Origin of the sequence: Myxococcus sp. CA039A (genome assembly GCF_013336645.1) — a bacterium.
Lineage (GTDB): Bacteria > Myxococcota > Myxococcia > Myxococcales > Myxococcaceae > Myxococcus > Myxococcus llanfairpwllgwyngyllgogerychwyrndrobwllllantysiliogogogochensis.
In genome coordinates this window covers 41,810-58,813 of the sequence record NZ_JABUMQ010000022.1, presented here as the reverse complement: position 1 = coordinate 58,813, position 17,004 = coordinate 41,810, and the positions used below count along the sequence as shown (strand labels likewise).

Sequence of the window (17,004 nt, the reverse complement as noted above, 5' to 3'; positions counted from 1 at the left end):
GGTCCAGGGGCTCGGGATCCAGGCGCTCCACGGCCTCCACGACAATCTGGGTGCGGCCGTGGAACTGGATGACGTTGCCCTGGACGAGCACGAAGTCGCCCGACTGGAAGGCGGGCTCGAGCGCGTCCACCTTGTCGAAGACGCGCGCGTCGACCTCGCCGCTCTTGTCGACGAGCGTCATGGCGAGGAACACCTTGCCACTTCGGGCCGTCACCTTCTCCTTCTTGGTGACGCGGAAGACAGTGTTGACGCGGTCCTTCTCACGCAGGTCGACCGCGTACACCTTGCGGACGGTCTCGACGGAACCTGCCGGGGTGGGGGTCGCGGTATCGGGGACGTTTTCGTTGGTCATCGCGGGCGCGGACACTAGCACCCCGGAAGGCGGCGCGGGGGACTCGCGTCAGGTGACCTCAAGCGCCACCGCGTCGAGGTACTCCGCGCCAGGGGAGCCCACCAGTGTGGGGTGGTCCGGAGGGAGTCCAGGACGGGACAGCCGGGTGGCGATGCGCGCCTCCGCCTCGCAGGCGGTGGCCACCAGCTCGTCGAAGCCGCCCAGGGCCAGTGGTGGGTGGTAGCCGACCACGAGCAAGCGGCCCCCATGGCGGGTGCGCCGCAGGGCGTACCGGATCTGCTCCACGAACTCCTCCTCGGAGCCCACCCAGGGCGTGTCCAGCAACACCAGGTCGAAGGTCTCTCGCACCGCGCGCAGGGCCTGGAGGGCAGTGCCCTTCTCCACCATCACCCGGCCGAACAGCCCGTTGGCCTCCGCGTTCTCCCGGGCCAGGTCTCCGGCATCCGCGTCCGCGTCGAAGGCGAGGATGTGTCGGGCGCCATGCAGTCCCGCGTGGACGAAGAGGCCGCCCACGTTGCAACTGGCGTCCAGCACGCGGCCGTCCCAGGCCATGCGCCCGACGACGCGCCGCAGCTCGCGCTGGTCATACGCGTAGCCCGTGCCCTGGCCGTAGGTGAGGTCCACGGTGAACCGGGCGCCCAGCTCCAAGAGCCGGCACCAGCGGGGCGGGGTGCCGTAGAGGACGTGGGGCCGCTGCGTGGGCAGGCCCAGGACCTGACGGCGCCCGGAGTCATTGCGCAGGAGCACCGAGGCCGCGCCCGTCACCTCCACCAGCGCGCGGGTGATTTCCTGGTGCCGCGCGTCCATGGAGCGGGTGAGGGTCTGCACGACGAAGTGCGTGTCGTACCGGTCCACGATGAGGCCGGGAAGGCCGTCCCCGTCATCGTTGACCACCCGGCAGAAGCGCGGGTCATCCACCAGCCGGCCCCGGCGCTCGAAGGCGTGGCGGAGGTGGCGGGGAATCAGGCCCTCCACGGCCTCGTCCGGCATGCCCAGGCGGCGCACGGCGCGCGAGGCCTCCAGGTCCACGTCACCCAGGCCCAGCACCGCGCCGTCCTCGTCCCGGAGCTGCACGGGCTCCCCGGGTTGGGGCGTTCCCTCCATGGAGACGATGTCCTCCCGGCGCAGCCAGGGGGCGCCGTGTTTCAGGCGGCGGGCGGCATCCCGGGACAGATAGGTGCTGAGCAAGGTGCGTCCTCCCTCTCGCGTGGTGCCACGGGACCGGACGCCCGTGGACTGCTTCCAGCGGACAACATGGGCCGTGCGCTTGCCGATGTCGGCGGACGCCTGGCCCTCGCGCTGGAGGGCAGGGGAGGGGGCGAGCCGCGAAGCCGGGGGGATGCCGTTTGGAGCGCCTCGGCCGAGGGGACCGGGCCTCTGATGCTCACGGCTGGGGTGGAGGCCGCTTGAACGCCTTGAACGTCACCCGGGTGAGCATGGAGCTGACGACGAGCGCCAGGATGATGCCCAGGATTCGCAGGTGCCAGGAGTCGCGCAGCACCAGCGCCAGGGCCAACGCGCCCACGAGCACCGCGCCCGCCACGGGCAGCCACTGTCCCCGAGCGGCCAGCCCCGACGACGGACGGCGTGCCTGGGCGAGCACGGGCAGGCTGCCCGCCTTGCGCCACAGGCTGGAGCTCTCCTCCCGCACCTCGTCGTCCGGGTCCACCAGTCCCTGGGTGTAGGCGCGCTCCACGTCACCCAGGCTGGGATAGGTCAGCTCTCCGTCCGGAGTGCGCACGATGTAACGCATGGCAGCTCTCCTTCCGTGAGGCACGACCTCGCCTCACGCCAGCTCGGTGGCAATCTGCTCCGCGATGCGCAGACCATCAATGGCCGACGAGACGATGCCGCCCGCGTAACCGCAGCCCTCGCCCGCCGGATACAGTCCCTTCATGGACACCGACTGAAGAAGTTCGTTCCTCGTGACTCGCACCGGCGACGAGGTGCGGCTCTCGATTCCAATCAGCTTGCCCTCCTCGCTGATGAAGCCGCGCATCTTCCGGTCGAACGTCTTCAACGCCTGCTTGAGCGAGGTGGTGAGCCGCTCCGGGAACAGGCGGTTGAGGTCCACGTGCGCCAGCCCCGGACGGTAGCTGGTGCCTCCCGGGTCCTTCTTCACGCGGCCGGCCAGGTAGTCCGGAATCGTCTGCGCCGGCGCGAAGAAGCGTCCGCCACCCAACTCATAGGCCTTCTCTTCCCAGTGCCGTTGGAACTCCAGGCCCGCCAGCGGGCCGCGGAAGCCCTCGCGCTCGAAGTCCGCCACGGAGACGGAGACGACGATGCCGGCGTTGGCGTAGCGCGCGTTGCGGCGCGAGTTGCTCATGCCATTGGTGCACTGGAGCCCGTCCTGGGTGGGTGTGGGCACCACGATTCCACCCGGGCACATGCAGAACGAATAGACGCCCCGCACCTCGCCATCCACGTCCAGGTTCTCCGCCAGCTTGTAGTCGGCGGGGGGCAGCTTCGGATTCTTCGCGGCGCTGCCGTACTGGATGCCGTTGATGAGCGCCTGCGGATGCTCGGCGCGGAAGCCCAGCGCGAAGGGCTTGGCCTCCACGAGGACGCGGCCGTCGGCGGCGAAGCGCTCGTACAATTCCCGCGCGGAGTTGCCGGGCGCGAGGATGACGCGATTGCTCTCCAGCGTGCGCCCGTCGGCCAGCTTCACGCCGGCCACGTGCCCGTCGCGGTAGAGGATGTCGTCCACGCGCTGCTCGAAGTGCACCTGGCAGCCGCCGGCGATGAGCTCCTCGCGCAGCTTCGCCACCGCGCCCGGCAGGAGGTCCGAGCCGATGTGCGGCTTGCCTTCGATGAGGATGTGGTCCGGCGCGCCGTAGCGGGCGAAGGCCTCGATGACCTTGCGCACCATGGGGTGGTTGATGCGCGTGGACAGCTTGCCGTCCGTGTACGCGCCCGCGCCGCCTTCCCCGAAGTTCATGTTGCTCTCGGGGTCCAACGTGCCGTCGCGCATCAGCTTCGCCACGTCCTTGCGGCGCGCGACGACTTCACGGCCGCGCTCCAGCAGGATGCTGCGAACGCCGCGCTCCAAGAGGCCCAGGGCGCAGAACAGCCCGGCGGGGCCGGTGCCGATGATGATGGGCCACTGCTCGGGCGGCTTCACCGGGGGAAGGACTTCCGGCGGCGGAGGGGCTTCGCCCACGTCCGGCGGAATGTGCGCCGGCTTGCGGCCGGGGGCCATCTCCACTTCCAGGGTGTAGATGTAGCGGGGGCTGCCCTTCTTGCGAGCGTCCAGCACTGAACGCACCACCCGCACGGAGGCCAGATCGGAGCGGGTGACGCCCAGCTTCTCCGCGGCCCGCTGACCGAGCAGCTCCTCCGGCTCGTCCAGCCACAGCCCGATGTTGTTCACCCGATACGCCATTGCCGTTCGCTCCTGGTGGGGGCGCGTATCTGCTTCACCCCGGTGAAAGATTGCAAGCACTTGAAACCACGGGGGGCCCGAGCCCTCATCCGGGTGCGTATCCCGTGATGCACCCCGCCATCCACTTCCCTCGGGGGTTCCCCAGGGTGCGTAGGCTCCTTCGCACCCCTGGCGGGGCCATGCCGGGCCATATTTTCATCCAAGTCATTGGAATTATTACGGAATCATTCCGGAAGAGAACGACTGGCACGGGGGTTGAAGAACAGGGCTCGCGTGATTACACGGCGGCCCCCCTCATTTCGCCGCCCCATTTGGAGGCATTCACTGTGAGCACCGATCAAAAGGGCACCCGGATCCTGGCGCGCACCTTCTTCAACCAGCTGCGCGCGAGCGGGTACACCCCGCACCAGGTCATCGGCATCGCCACGGAGCTGCTTGATCTGGTGACGTCGGACCTGAAGGAAGGCGACAAGGAAGTCGCGGTGCCGGCCCAGGAGCAGGGCTCCGAGTGGCGCCAGCGCGCCTGATGGTGCGAGACTTCACCGAATAGACCCTCGGCGGGTGAGCGGGCTCCGGACTGGTTTTCGGGGCTCCCGCCCACGAGGTGGCAGGTGGACCGGCGTCAGCCGGTTTTTTTATGTCCGCTGATGGGCGAATCGCCCGGTGGCTGCCCCGTGGAGCGCGCTTCGCGTCGGCGGGTGTAGGCCGCTGAGCCGGCGACGAAGAGCAGCCCCGCCGTCATCGCGCTGAAGACCATGCTGGCCGAGCGTGTCGCCAGGATGCCCAGCAGCACACCGCCGCCGAGGAAGGCGAGCAGATCCACCCAGAGCGGGCGGCGCTGGGGGAGCACGAGCACGAGGACACAGGCCGTCAGGGGGATGCCGAACGCCACCTGTCGGATGATGGCGTCCGTGCTGGTGCGCACCGTCTCCCAGTTGTGCACGAGGATGGCGGCGAAGATGACCACCGTGCCCAGCGCGAGCACCAGCACGCCTGCGGCGGCGGCGTCCTTGGTGAGCCGGGCCTTCTCGTCGAACTGCTGCACGGCCAGGTCGACCAGGTGCTCCAGCGCGCTGTTGAGGATCTCCGCGAAGAAGATGAGCAGCACGCAGAAGATGAGCGTCACCTTCTCCGCGAGCCCCAGGGCGATGCCGCTGCCCACCAGTCCCACCAGCATGGCGGAGGTGAGGTGCACGCGCATGTTGCGCTGGTGGACGACGGTGTGGATGAGGCCCGCCCATGCGTGGCCGAACGAGGCGAAGAGCCCCGAGCCGCGACGAGGAGGGAAGTGGGGAGGTGGCCGGGCAGGTACGGTCATCGGAAGCTGAAGGGGCGGGCAGGCTAGCACTCACGGGTTCGATTGCCGTGGAGATGTGAATAGGTAAGGTCACTCGCCATGAGCACCAACTTCTTCCGGGCGCGTCCAGGTGGCGTGCTGCTGGCCTTCCTGTTGACGTCGTCACTCGCGGGGGCCCAGGCCCCTGCCCCTGTTCAAGAAGAAGAAGTGAACGCCTGTGGGCTGGAGCCTCCCGGTGTGGTGTACCTCCCGGCGCCCTCGCCCCGCGCGCATGAGACGCGCAAGCTGAGCGCCACCGAGGCGCCCGTCGTGAGGCGGGAAGCTCGCGATGGGACGGTGCGTGCGTCGCTCGCGGGCGTACCGCAGACCCGGACGCGGGCCGGAGCGCTGTCCGGGAAGGTCATCTATCTGAGCCCGGGCCACGGCTTCTACCGGGCCGCTCCCCTGGGGCGCTGGGCCACGCAGCGGCCCAACACATGGGCGGTGGTGGAGGACCTCATCTCCGCGGAGGTCGTGAACCAGTACCTGCTGCCCATGTTGATGGGCGCTGGCGCCACGGTGGTACCGGTGCGCGAGTCGGACCTCAACCCGCGCATGGTCATCGTCGACGAAGGGGGTGTGGGCTACTCGCAGGAGGGGGACGCCGGCCTGTTCCAGACCACCGCGCAGAAGGGCTGGGGCACGCCCCCGACGCCCATGGGCAACGCGGTGGAGCCGTTCACGCTGGGGGCCACGCGCGTGCTCACCACCGCGACCACTCCCACGGCGTCGGCCACCTGGGCGCCGGTGGTGCCGGCGGATGGCCACTACAACGTCTATGTCTCCTATGGGGCGGACCCCGCTCGGACGACGAATGCACACTATGTGGTGCGCCACTCGGGAGGGGAGAGCCACTTCCGCGTCAACCAGCGTCGCCATGGCGGGACGTGGGTGCTGCTGGGTCGCTTCTTCTTCAAGTCGGGCGCGGGGCCGGAGGCGGCCTCGGTGGTGCTGATGAACGACGCGGAGGAGGGGAGCACGGTGTCGCTGGACGCCGTGCGCTTCGGCGGCGGCAGTGGCGTCATCGGCGATGCGCAGATGGCCGCGCTGCCGCGCCCCCGCTACGAGGAGGCCGCGCGCTACCACGTGCAGTTCAGTGGTGCCCCGGCATCCGTGTACGCGCCCACCGGGGCCAACGCCCTGGCCAACGAGCGCAACGCGGACGTGACGGCACGCGCGCGCTTCGCGGCGTGGCTGCACGAGGAGGGCGAGGATGCGGTCTACGTGGCCTGGCACACCAACGCCTCGACGACGGGAAACGTCATCGGCACCGAGGCCTACGTGTACGGGCCGAACCCGGTGGACGGCACGCTGAACTTCACGGGCGTGCCTGGCAGTGACGTGCTGGCGCGAGCGCTGCTGGACGAACTGGGACGGGACGTCCGTCGAGAGGTGGATGCCAACTGGCGCGTGCGCAACCTGCGCTCCGCGAACCTGGGCGAGGTGAACCCCACGCACAATTCGGAGATGCCGTCCGTGCTGCTGGAGATCGCCTACCACGACGCCGTCGCCGACTCGAACCGCCTCAAGGAGCCGGCCTTCCGACGTGTCGCCGCGCGCGCCATCCTCCAGGGGCTCATCAAGTACTTCGCCACCCGCGACGGCGTGGCCATCCAGCTTCCTCCGGAGGCGCCGGGTGCGGTGGTGGCGCGCAACGCCTCGGCGGGCACGGTGGAGGTCCGCTGGGCCATACCCGCGGCGAACCCGGACGAGGAGGGCCATGACGCGCCCACCGCGTACCGCATCTATCAGAGCGCGGATGGTCAGGGCTGGGACGAGGGGACCGAGGTGACGCAGACGACCTTCAGCCTGCCCCTCGCGGCGGGCACCGTGCGTTATTTCCGAGTCGCGGCGGTGAGCGCGGGCGGCGAGGGCTTCCCCTCCGCCATCGTCGGGGTTCGCGCGGGCGAGGCGCCGCCAGCGCTGGTCGTCAACGCGTTCGAGCGGCTGGACTCGGCGCTGGCCTGTGGCGAGGCGCTGGATGTCTATGACCTCCAGGCTCCGCTGCGGGTGCTGCTGGAGGCGATGAACGACGGCACGTACGTGCGTCGCCATGGCGATGCGATGAGCCAGTCCGGGCTCGCCTTCGACAGCGCGACGAGCGGAGCGGTGGCGGCGGGGCTGGTGTCCGTGGGAGCGGGGTACCGCGTGGTGGATTGGTTCACCGGCCGGGGTGGCGAGGCGGGGGCCCGTCCGACGCGCGCGGAGCAGGACGCGCTGCGCGCCTTCGTGACGGGGGGCGGTCACCTGTTGTTGTCCGGTGGTCAGTTGACCTCCGCGCTGTCGGTGGGGGACGCGGATGACAAGGCGTTCCTCGCGGACATCCTCCGGGCCTCGCCTGGCACGGGCACTCCGCCCTTGAGCGTGGAGGGCGTGCCGGGGGACTTCCTCTCCGAGCTGACCGGACTGACGCTGGACGACGGCACCCGAGGGGCCTACCCGGTGGGAGTGACGGACGTGCTCACCCCGGCGTCGGGGGGCTCGGCGGTGCTGCGGTACGCGGGGACGAACCTGTCGGCTGGCGTGTTCTCCATGCCGGGGGGACAGGTGCTCCTGCTGGGTGTTCCCTTCGAGTCGGTGGTGGACCGGGCGGCCCGGGCGCGGCTCTTGTCCGCGTTCCTGGTGCGCGCGGGCTTCCCCGCGCCGGCCACTCCGCCCGTCGGGGACTCCGGCGATTCGGGCCCAGGCCTCCTGAGCGGATGCGTGGCGCCGCGCGGGGTGGACCCGCATCCTCCGGAGCCGCCCGAGCCTCCGGCCCCCATCGTCCTGGACGCGCTGCCGCAGTTCTATCCGCTCGGTGACTCCGGCTGCGGCTGTGGGGCGGGCGCGGGAACGGGCACCGGACTCTGGCTGTTGCTCGGGGTGATTGTTCAGCTTCGGCGCGCGCGTCGTCGCGCGAGCGACGTGAAGCGTTGACTCGGCGGGGCCGCGTGCCTACGGTCGGCGGCCCTTATTTTCTGACGTGATGACCCGTGGGCGCCCCATCCGCGCCCACCTCTCCCAAGGAGACACGAACATGGCCACCCGCATCGCCATCAACGGCTTCGGTCGCATCGGTCGCTGCATCCTGCGCGCCGCCCTCAGCCGCAAGGAAGACCTCGAGATCGTCGCCATCAATGACCTCGACAAGCCCGCCGCGCTGGCGCACCTGTTCAAGTACGACTCCGTGCACCGCACCTGGCCGGGCGAGGTGAAGTCGACGGACAAGGGCATCGTGGTGGACGGCAAGGAGATCACCGTCACCGCGGAGAAGGACCCCACGGTGCTGCCGTGGAAGAGCATGAACGTGGACGTGGTGCTGGAGTGCACCGGCCGCTTCACCAGCCGCGAGGGCGCCGAGAAGCACCTGAAGGCGGGCGCCAAGAAGGTCCTCATCTCCGCGCCGGCCAAGGGCCCGGACCTGACCATCGCCTACGGCATCAACCACGGCGAGTACGACGCGTCCAAGCACCACATCGTCTCGAACGCGTCATGCACCACCAACTGCCTGGCGCCCGTCGCCAAGGTGCTGCTGGACGGCTTCGGCATCGAGAAGGGCTTGATGACGACCATCCACAGCTACACCAACGACCAGCGCATCCTGGACCTCACCCACGATGACATGCGTCGCGCCCGCGCCGCCGCGCTGTCCATGATTCCCTCGAGCACCGGCGCCGCGAAGGCCATTGGCGAGGTGCTGCCGCAGCTCAAGGGCAAGATGCACGGCATGTCGGTGCGCGTGCCCACCCCGAACGTGTCGCTGGTGGACCTGACGGTGAACACCACCAAGAACGTGACGGCCGAGGCCATCATCGAGGCGTTCCGCAAGGCCGCCGCCGGCCCGCTCAAGGGCATCCTGGAGTTCAGCGACGCGCTGACGGTGTCAGTGGACTACAACGGCAACCCGCACTCGGCCATCTTCGACTCCACGAACTGCTTCGTGATGGGCGACAACATGGTCAAGGTCATGGCCTGGTACGACAACGAGTGGGGTTTCTCCAACCGCATGGTGGACACGGCGAAGTTCCTCGTGTCCAAGGGCGTCTAGTCCCCGTCAGGGGCCCAGGGGAGACCAGATGATCCGCTACATCGACGAGCTGCAGCTCACCGGCAAGCGCACCTTCATTCGCGTGGACTTCAACGTCCCGCTGGAGGGGCGGCGCGTGACGGACGACACCCGCATCCGAGAGGCGCTGCCCACCATCCGGCGAGCGCTGGAGCTCGGCGGGAAGGTCATGCTGGCCTCCCACCTGGGCCGTCCCAAGGGCCCGGACCCCAAGCTGTCGCTCGAGCCGGTCGCCGCGCGACTGGCCGAGCTGCTCGGCCCCAAGCACGAGGTCATCCTCACGGATGACTGCATCGGGGACGGCGTGAAGAAGCAGGTGAAGGACCTGAAGGAAGGCCAGGTCGTCGTCCTGGAGAACCTCCGCTTCCACAAGGAAGAGGAGGCCAACGATGAGACCTTCGCCCGCGAGCTGGCGGCGCTGGCCGACGTCTACATCAACGACGCCTTCGGCACCGCGCACCGCGCCCATGCCTCCACGGCGGGCATGGTGCCCTTCGTGAAGGAGAAGGCCGCGGGCCTCCTGATGAAGAAGGAGATCGAGTACCTGGGCCGCGTGCTGAAGAACCCGGAGAAGCCCTTCGTGGCCATCCTCGGGGGCTCCAAGGTCAGCGATAAGATCAAGGTCATCGAGAACCTGCTGCCCAAGGTGGACGCGCTGCTCATCGGCGGCGCAATGGCCTATACCTTCCTCAAGGCGCAGGGCGTGGAGGTCGGCAAGTCCCGCGTCGAGGGGGACAAGCTGTCGCTGGCCACGCGCCTCCTGGAAGCGGCGCACCGGCTCAAGACGCCCATCGTCCTGCCGGTGGACCACATCGTCGGCACGGAGCTGACGGACAAGAGCATCGCGCTCGAGACGCCGGACAACGTGGTGCCCCAGGACATGATGGGCCTGGATATCGGCCCCAAGACGCGCGCCATCTTCACCCAGCACATCCGCGACGCGCGCACCGTCATCTGGAACGGCCCCATGGGCCTGTTCGAGGTGGCGAAGTTCGCCGAGGGCACCCGCTCGGTCGCCACGGCCATGGCGAACAACAAGCAGGCCGTCACCGTCATTGGCGGCGGCGACAGCGCGGCGGCCGTGGAGCAGATGGGCGTGGCGAAGGAGCTCAGCCATGTGTCCACTGGCGGAGGCGCATCACTGGAGTTCCTGGAAGGTCAGGAGCTGCCGGGCATCAAGGCGCTGGAAACGCGTTAATCTTCCGCGTCGCCAAGCAACACCACCACACCTCTGGGGGAGCGATTCATGGCCGTCTCGGCTCGTCGTCGGAAGATCGTCGCCGGCAACTGGAAGATGAACAAGACGGTGCCGGAGGCGCTGGCACTGGTGCGCGAGCTGCGGGGGACCGTGGCCGCCGTCGGAGATGTGGTGGAGGTGGTGGTGGCGCCGACGTTCCTGGCGCTGCAGCCGCTGCACGTCGCCCTGGAAGGGGCGCCGCTGCAACTGGCCGCGCAGAATTGCCACTGGGAGTCGTCCGGTGCCTTCACCGGTGAGGTGTCCGCGCCGATGCTGGCGGAGCTGGGGTGCGCCTACGTCATCGTGGGGCACTCGGAGCGCCGGCAGCTGTTCGGCGAGACGGACGAGACGGTGAACAAGAAGGCCCGGGCTGTCCTGGCGGCCGGCATGAAGCCCATCCTCTGCGTGGGCGAGACGCTGGCCGAGCGCGAGGCGAACCAGACACTGGACGTCGTGGAGCGTCAGGTCCGGGGCGGGCTGGCGGGCTTCGAGGCGAAGGACGTGGCGACCTTCGTGTTGGCGTACGAGCCGGTGTGGGCCATCGGCACGGGGCGCAATGCGACGTCGGCGCAGGCGCAGGAGGTCCACGCGGCGATCCGAGGGCTCCTCGGTCGGCTGTACGACGGGGAGACGGCCGGGCGGGTGCGGATCCAGTACGGCGGCAGTGTGAAGCCCGACAACGCCGCGGAATTGCTGGGGCAGCCGGATATTGACGGGGCGCTCGTCGGCGGGGCGAGCCTCAAGGCGGGCGATTTCGCGGCCATCATCAAGGCGGCCACCTAGAGTAGGCTCACTGGCGGGCGGAAGAAGTTGTCACCCATTCGGCAGTTTGTGTAGGGTGCGCCTCCTTTTCACGGAACGTTCGAAAGATCTCTCATGCTGACCTTCGTCACGATCGTGCACGTCCTCGTTTGCGTGTTCATGATCTTCGTCATCCTGCTGCAGCCGGGTAAGGACGCTGGCATGGGCTCGGCCCTCGGCGGCGGCGCGGCCACGAGCGCCTTTGGTGGCCGTGGTGCCGTGACGTTCCTGAGCAAGCTCACGGGCGTCTGTGCCGCGATGTTCTTCTTCACTTCGCTCGGCCTCTCCTTCGTGGGGCTTCGCTCCTCGGTGGCGGCGGGTGGCTCGGTGGCCGCGCCTCCTCCGGCGGCTTCGACTCCGGGCGCGGCGGCTCCGGCGGGCGAGCAGTCGGCGCCTGGCGCGGTCGAGCAGCCTCGTGGTGAGGCTCCGGCGGCTCCGGCGGAGGGCCAGTCGGCTCCTGCTCAGCCGGCGGCGCCGACTCCGGCTCCGTAAGAGCCCGTCGAATAAATCTGGAGCACGCAGCGGTTAGAAACTCGTTGCGTGATCCGGTGCGGTCCTGTAGATGGTCCGCGCAGAAACGCCCAGGTGGTGGAACTGGTAGACACACCATCTTGAGGGGGTGGCGCCGAAAGGTGTGCGGGTTCGAATCCCGCCCTGGGCACTCCGATAGAAGCCTCCGAGTCGAAAGACTCGGGGGCTTTTGTCGTTTCAGGGGTCGGGGTTGTCGTGGGGCCTGCGAAGGCGATGAGGCCGTCCCTGGCGCAGAGGGAGCGAGTGTTCCGTCGTTCGGGGAGAGGGCGCGAGTGCTGCTTCGGATCCGGAGCGCGAGGTGGTCCGCGGAAGTCGCGGGCGCCGCTCATGTCTGTCGCGGGAGTGCGCGACTCCTCCTTGTCCTGTTGGGGGGTGACGCGCTCTCACGCGGGTCTTGGGCCCTTCGTCGTTCCTCGTGAGGGCGATGCTCTTGGTTCCGGACCTCGCGCTCATCGCAGGGGCGCTCGCCCTTTGTGGCGCGAGATGGTGCGTGGCCTTCAGAAAGAATCGCGCCTCCTAACCCGTGGGCGAGCACGTTCACCTTCCCGTGGAGCTCTTCATCAAGTCACTGCCTGATGGTGATGGGCGCGACTGCTGCTTCGGCTCGAAGTTCCCGCCGACCTGGCATCGGCTTCATTGATGGGACGAGGTGGGCTCGTTCGCGTCGCAAAGGGCGCTGTCGTTCGCTTCGCGTCCTGTCGATGCGGACACGTGTGGCGCGCGTGGGACTGTCTGCGTGGGCAGGCGAGCGCCATTCCTGTGCTCTGCGAAAGCGACGAGTGCCCACCCCCTTTCCGTGGCGCTGACCGAGGTGAAACACGACGGGATTGAAAACACACAGCGCGTGAAATCTTGCTCAGGGTTCTCTCAGTGCATGAGAGGTTGGAAGTGTTTGGCGTGTTGTATTGATTGGGTTTCCTTGGCTTGCCAGGGAATGCGTGACTTCACCGACTGTCTGCGGGCGCTCGAGTGTTTGGTGGTCGAAAAGGCGACTGTCATTGTCTATAAAGGGGTGAACGAACATTCATTCACCGGGACTTGTGGCCCTCGGTGAACCCATCCGGCCCGTTGGGAGCTGTCCCCTGAAGCGCGTACACACCTTGGTCTTCCCCACGCCGGCCGTTTACTGGCTCGTGGTGGGCCTCATCCTCATCTACGTGGTGATGGCGGCGGTGCTCGCACCCATGTCCATCCACCTGCTCCCGCTGTCGATGGTTCATGACCTGCTGCGGAGCTACTTCGGGTTCTTCATCCTCATCCTGGGCATCCCCTGCGGCATCTACGTGATCGGGTGGCGCGCCAGCGACCTGTTCGTCTGGCTGCGCGCCCCTGAATCACTGACGGTGGACTCGCTGCGGCTCACGTCCGGTGACACGACGCTGGCCTGGGGGAACGTGGGCAGCATCGTCCGCCAGCACAACCATGACCGCCTCGTGCTTCGCCACCGCGGCGGCAAGTACCGGCTGCGGCTGAACCTGTGGAGCGACTCGGACGAACTCGAGGCCGAGGTGACGGACCGTGTCGTCGCCGCGCTCCTGGACAAGGTGCGCCGCCAGGTCGCCTCGGGGCATTCCGTGGCCTTCGGCCCGCTGACGCTCAGCTCCGAGGGACTGACGCACAAGAAGCAGCTCATCCGCTGGGATGACATCGAGAGCATCCGCTTCCAGGACGGGCACGACCAGGGCGTGTCGACCCGGGAGCTGATCATCACGGCGCACGGGAGGTTCCGGAAGATCGACGAGGAGAAGATCGTCAACGCCCCGGTGCTCCTGGCCTACCTGACCGACCGTCTCGAGCAGTGACTTTTTCCCCCAACCCCGAACAGGCATCACCTCATGGAAATCTATAGCTCTGCCAAGACGAAGGCGAAGTCGGACCAGCCGCACGCGTTCTATTACTCGCGCACGAAGCTCATCGTGGGCGCTGTCATCTGGACGCTGTCCACGGCCTTCTTCGGCGCGCTCACCTACCGCTCCATTGGCGAGACGGGCGTCATGGCCTTCTGCGGCTTCATCACGGCGACGTCCATCTGGATGATCTTCAACTGTGTCAAGCCGCTGGGAAGTCTGGACACGCCCGTGCTGACCATCGGCCGGGACGGCATCCTCTTCCCGGATGGCGTGCTGATTGCCTGGGACGACATGAAGGAGAACACCTACGTCGACCAGTCGTACATGGGCATCCCCATCGGGAAGTCGGTGGTCGTGAAGACCACGCTGAAGAAGCCCAAGGCCAAGCAGCTGCGCGTCGCCGCCGTCCAGATGTCGAGCGACGAGTATCTGGCCATCTGCGACCGCTACAGCCAGGCCGCGTGACCCACTGCTGAGCCGCTCCTGCGTCAGGCCCTGCCAGGCCCGGCGCGGGAGGTCTCCTCCCAGTGTCGCGAAGTCACAGTGACACCGGGCGGAGACCGATGAACGAGTCCCGCGCGGACGCGGGCCCATGTGGCCCCTGCGATAGACTCCCGAGCGCCATGCTGCAGCCGTGAAGTTTGCGAGGCTCGGTCGAGATCAACCAGGAGAGGCATGTGACGCCGCGACTGAGCTCCTGCCGCATGTTGCTGCCTCATGAAGGACGAGCGGTGGGCGTGGACTGGAGCGGTGCGGCCCAGGCACACCGGAAGGTCTGGGCCGCGACCCTGAGCTTCAGGGGCGGCCAGGGGCACCTCGTCCAACTCCAGCGGCCTTTCACTTCACGAGGCGCGAAGGCGGTGTCGGAGGGACTGGGCCCGTGGCTGGCGGCCCAGGTCGCCGACGTGGTGGGACTCGACTTCTGCTTCAGCCTCGAAGCCAGCCAACTGGTCGCATTGGGTCTTCCCGTCACGGGCCCTCGAGAACTGGGACAGGCCATCGGCGAGATGTTCACCTCGGCGGAGTCGTTCAGGGCCGCCGTCGGGCCAGAGAAGAAGCGCGTCACGGAGGTGGAGTGCTCCGCGCCGTTCGCCCCCACCAACCTGCGCATGTACAAGCAGACCTATTGGGGCCTGCGGGCACTCGGTTCCTGTCGCGGCGCCTTTCCTCCCCGGAGCACGAGTCCCGGGCCGGCCCTGGTGGAGGTACTTCCCGCCGAAGTCGTCCGGTGGCTCGGCCTGCCCAAGACCTACAAGGGCCGTGGCTTCGAGGAACGCCGACGAGAAATCCTCCGGCGCGTCCGCGCATCCACGGACCTCCTCATCCCCGACAGCGACCTGCTCACGATGGTCTCTGACGCGGACGGAGATGCGCTCGATGCACTGCTGGCCGCACTGTCTGCCGCGTCGGCGTGGGCCTCGGGTTTCACCGGCGCCCCTCCCACGTCGGCAAGCACGGGGGAGGGGTGGATCTACTCCGTGAGGCAGCGACCCGTGTAGTAGCGAGAATCGACTGCTCAGTACGTCCCGATGTCGTAGACAGTCGACAGCCAGTTGCCGCAATTCCAGCCAGTGCCCGTCGACAGACACACCGGGTAGCGCGCCCAGGAGCGGTGGACCTGGACGACGTCGGTGCGCCCATCGCCGTTGACGTCCGCCGTCATGAACCGCTGCTCGGAGGACCCCGAGTTGTAGATGGTTGCCGACGAGTTGCTGCAACTCCAGCCCGAGCCCGTGGAATAGCACGTGGGGATGCTTCCCCAGCCACGGTAGGTCTGGATGACGTCCGTGCGCCCGTCCCCGTTGAAGTCGCCCGTCAGCATCTGCTGCTCGTGCGAGCCCGAGTTGTAGAACGTGCCCGACGGGATGTTGCAGGACCAGGTTGCCGAGGCCAGGCCGTAGCACAGCGGCATGGCATTCCATCCGCGATAGGACTGGAGGATGTCGTCCCGCCCGTCGCCGTTGAAGTCGCCGGTGAGGAAGTCCTGCTCGGCATTGCCCGCGTCGTACATGGCTACGCTGGGGTTGCTGCAGGACCAGGCCGTGCCCGTCGACAGACACACGGGCTGCGTCAACCAGCGGCGATACGCCTGCGCGATGTCATCCCGTCCATCGCCATTGAAGTCTCCCGACAGGTAGCGCACCTCGGGAGAGTCCGTCGTGCGGAGCGTGGCCGCCGGGTTGTTGCAGGACCAGCCGGTGCCAGTGGAGCGACACACGGGCAGCATCGACGAGTCGTGGTACGCCTGCGCGATATCCGTCTTCCCATCACCGCTGAAGTCGCCGGTGATGAAGCGCTGGCTCCCGGTTCCCCAGTTGTAGATGTCCGCATAGGGATTGGCGCAGGACCAGGCCCCCAGGCCCGTGGAGTAACAGACCGGGTAGCTGGCCCAGAAGCGATAGGTCTGCACCAGGTCCGTGCGTCCGTCGCCGTTGAAGTCACCCGTGACGTACCGCTGCTCCGGAGAACCCCAGTTGTAGACGGTCGCGGAAGGGTTGGTGCACGACCATCCACTTCCCGTCGAGCGGCACATGGGAATAGAACCCCAGCCCCGGTACGTCTGGAGGATGTCCGCGCGGAAGTCGGAGTCCACCTTGGCCACGTGGAACTGCTGGTCGGCCCCGCGAGGCTGCCCGTAGAACTGCCGCACGCCCTGGATGTCAGTGGTGCTGAGCTGCCCGCCGTTGTTCCAGGTCGGGCTGCAGTAGTTCATCACCGACATCAAGTCCCACGCGCCCACGTAGGTGTCCCCGTCACTGCCCTGGGACGGAGTGGTGCAGGTGGACGGTGTGTCTCCGCGGTTGTGCTCGTGCGCGAAGCCCAGGGCGTGGCCGAACTCGTGAACGCCGATGGAGCGGATGCAGTGCTCACGCTGCGCGGCGCTGGAGGCACAGGAAGGGCTCCAGTTGGCGAACGTGAAGTTGAGCACCATGCCCTCGTTCTCGTCCTCGATTTCAGTGCCCAGGCCCTCCGTATGAGGCCCTTCGTCGCTGATGGTGATGCGGATGTCCGCGGAGCTGGGGCAGGCGCCCCAACCGGAGAACACCAGGTTGCTCTCCTTCTCCCAGGTGTCGCGGATGGAGGTGCGCACCCACTCCTTCTCGGTGGCGAAGCCCGGCGTGTCCCAGCACACCGTCAGGTTGGGGCGCCCCCAGACTTCGTCCGAGTCGACATACAGCGACTGCTCCGACGTGCCGATGGCCACGAGGGATGCGTCGGTGGTCGGAGAGGAGTCCATGGGGGCGCCACACGCGACGAGCAGTCCTGCGCCCATGGTAAGGAGGAGCCCTCGGGCTCCAGAGAGCCCGGTGTTTCGGTGCCTTGATGTCTCGATGAACATGACTTTCCCTTGGCGGACGCGAGGCGCCATCCAGAGGGACAGGGGGCCGCGCGCAGGAATCGAACGCGAGACACCGGGATTCTTCGCCCGGGTCCGTTCGATTCGGACGCTTCGAGCCGCTGATATGTCT

At 67.9% G+C, this 17,004-nt stretch carries 15 protein-coding genes and 1 tRNA gene; 10 read left to right on the top strand and 6 right to left on the bottom strand.

All coding sequences use genetic code 11. The annotated features are described in order from the left end of the window. The 4 genes from HR086_RS05785 to HR086_RS05770 all read right to left on the bottom strand — a co-directional run. The coding region (locus HR086_RS05785) for an OB-fold nucleic acid binding domain-containing protein (protein ID WP_254626199.1) at positions 1-352 on the bottom strand (352 nt) is incomplete at its 3' end. Between the two features lie 48 nt (positions 353-400). Then, entirely contained in the window at positions 401-1,540 is a 1,140-nt protein-coding gene (locus HR086_RS05780; protein ID WP_174465074.1) for a class I SAM-dependent rRNA methyltransferase, read from the bottom strand. A gap of 196 nt (positions 1,541-1,736) precedes the next feature. After that, positions 1,737-2,105, bottom strand: a complete 369-nt coding sequence (locus HR086_RS05775) for a hypothetical protein (protein ID WP_141648331.1) — start codon at positions 2,103-2,105, stop codon at positions 1,737-1,739. A 33-nt stretch (positions 2,106-2,138) separates the two neighbouring features. Further along, positions 2,139-3,734 carry an NAD(P)/FAD-dependent oxidoreductase gene (locus HR086_RS05770; protein ID WP_174465073.1) on the bottom strand — a complete coding sequence of 532 codons (1,596 nt, stop codon included), beginning with the start codon at positions 3,732-3,734 and terminating at the stop codon, positions 2,139-2,141. Positions 3,735-4,060: 326 nt separating this feature from the next. On the opposite strand from HR086_RS05770, the gene HR086_RS05765 reads away from it, so the two are divergent. Beyond that, positions 4,061-4,261 (top strand): hypothetical protein, encoded by a 201-nt coding sequence (locus HR086_RS05765; protein ID WP_246137768.1) that lies wholly within the window; start codon positions 4,061-4,063, stop codon positions 4,259-4,261. Between the two features lie 95 nt (positions 4,262-4,356). Here HR086_RS05765 and HR086_RS05760 read toward each other — a convergent pair whose 3' ends face one another. Beyond that, entirely contained in the window at positions 4,357-5,052 is a 696-nt protein-coding gene (locus tag HR086_RS05760; RefSeq protein ID WP_174455069.1) for a diacylglycerol kinase family protein, read from the bottom strand. A gap of 78 nt (positions 5,053-5,130) precedes the next feature. Between HR086_RS05760 and HR086_RS05755 the strand changes: the two genes are divergently transcribed. The 9 genes from HR086_RS05755 (at position 5,131) to HR086_RS05715 (ending at position 15,033) form a co-directional block, all read left to right on the top strand. Beyond that, on the top strand, positions 5,131-7,986 hold the full coding sequence (locus tag HR086_RS05755; protein WP_174465072.1) for an N-acetylmuramoyl-L-alanine amidase: 2,856 nt from the start codon (positions 5,131-5,133) through the stop codon (positions 7,984-7,986). Between the two features lie 100 nt (positions 7,987-8,086). Then, positions 8,087-9,097, top strand: a complete 1,011-nt coding sequence (gene gap / locus HR086_RS05750) for a type I glyceraldehyde-3-phosphate dehydrogenase (protein ID WP_141640853.1) — start codon at positions 8,087-8,089, stop codon at positions 9,095-9,097. A 28-nt stretch (positions 9,098-9,125) separates the two neighbouring features. Beyond that, positions 9,126-10,313 carry a phosphoglycerate kinase gene (gene pgk, locus HR086_RS05745; protein ID WP_174465071.1) on the top strand — a complete coding sequence of 396 codons (1,188 nt, stop codon included), beginning with the start codon at positions 9,126-9,128 and terminating at the stop codon, positions 10,311-10,313. Between the two features lie 48 nt (positions 10,314-10,361). Then, positions 10,362-11,135: a triose-phosphate isomerase gene (gene tpiA / locus HR086_RS05740; RefSeq protein ID WP_174465070.1), complete on the top strand. Its 774-nt coding sequence runs from the start codon at positions 10,362-10,364 to the stop codon at positions 11,133-11,135. Positions 11,136-11,228: 93 nt separating this feature from the next. Then, a complete protein-coding gene (gene secG, locus HR086_RS05735; RefSeq protein ID WP_174465069.1) occupies positions 11,229-11,645 on the top strand; it encodes a preprotein translocase subunit SecG in 417 nt (138 codons plus the stop codon). Positions 11,646-11,732: 87 nt separating this feature from the next. Continuing rightward, positions 11,733-11,814 (top strand) — tRNA-Leu (locus tag HR086_RS05730). 970 nt (positions 11,815-12,784) lie between these two features. Continuing rightward, complete coding sequence (locus HR086_RS05725) at positions 12,785-13,486, top strand: DUF6585 family protein (protein WP_254626198.1); 702 nt, start codon at positions 12,785-12,787, stop codon at positions 13,484-13,486. A 33-nt stretch (positions 13,487-13,519) separates the two neighbouring features. Beyond that, on the top strand, positions 13,520-13,999 hold the full coding sequence (locus HR086_RS05720; RefSeq protein WP_174455073.1) for a hypothetical protein: 480 nt from the start codon (positions 13,520-13,522) through the stop codon (positions 13,997-13,999). Positions 14,000-14,211: 212 nt separating this feature from the next. Further along, positions 14,212-15,033, top strand: coding sequence for a DUF429 domain-containing protein (locus HR086_RS05715; RefSeq protein WP_174465068.1), 822 nt, complete (start codon positions 14,212-14,214; stop codon positions 15,031-15,033). 17 nt (positions 15,034-15,050) lie between these two features. Here HR086_RS05715 and HR086_RS05710 read toward each other — a convergent pair whose 3' ends face one another. Beyond that, positions 15,051-16,772: an FG-GAP-like repeat-containing protein gene (locus HR086_RS05710; RefSeq protein ID WP_174465067.1), complete on the bottom strand. Its 1,722-nt coding sequence runs from the start codon at positions 16,770-16,772 to the stop codon at positions 15,051-15,053. Between the last annotated feature and the right edge of the window lie 232 nt (positions 16,773-17,004).

Coding starts and splice junctions, on each gene's coding strand:
- HR086_RS05770 (WP_174465073.1), bottom strand. CDS start 3,734: ATGGCGTATCGGGTGAACAACATCGGGCTGTGGCTGGACGAGCCGGAG.
- HR086_RS05760 (WP_174455069.1), bottom strand. CDS start 5,052: ATGACCGTACCTGCCCGGCCACCTCCCCACTTCCCTCCTCGTCGCGGC.
- gap (WP_141640853.1), top strand. CDS start 8,087: ATGGCCACCCGCATCGCCATCAACGGCTTCGGTCGCATCGGTCGCTGC.
- HR086_RS05710 (WP_174465067.1), bottom strand. CDS start 16,772: ATGGACTCCTCTCCGACCACCGACGCATCCCTCGTGGCCATCGGCACG.
- pgk (WP_174465071.1), top strand. CDS start 9,126: ATGATCCGCTACATCGACGAGCTGCAGCTCACCGGCAAGCGCACCTTC.
- tpiA (WP_174465070.1), top strand. CDS start 10,362: ATGGCCGTCTCGGCTCGTCGTCGGAAGATCGTCGCCGGCAACTGGAAG.
- HR086_RS05720 (WP_174455073.1), top strand. CDS start 13,520: ATGGAAATCTATAGCTCTGCCAAGACGAAGGCGAAGTCGGACCAGCCG.
- HR086_RS05775 (WP_141648331.1), bottom strand. CDS start 2,105: ATGCGTTACATCGTGCGCACTCCGGACGGAGAGCTGACCTATCCCAGC.
- HR086_RS05755 (WP_174465072.1), top strand. CDS start 5,131: ATGAGCACCAACTTCTTCCGGGCGCGTCCAGGTGGCGTGCTGCTGGCC.
- secG (WP_174465069.1), top strand. CDS start 11,229: ATGCTGACCTTCGTCACGATCGTGCACGTCCTCGTTTGCGTGTTCATG.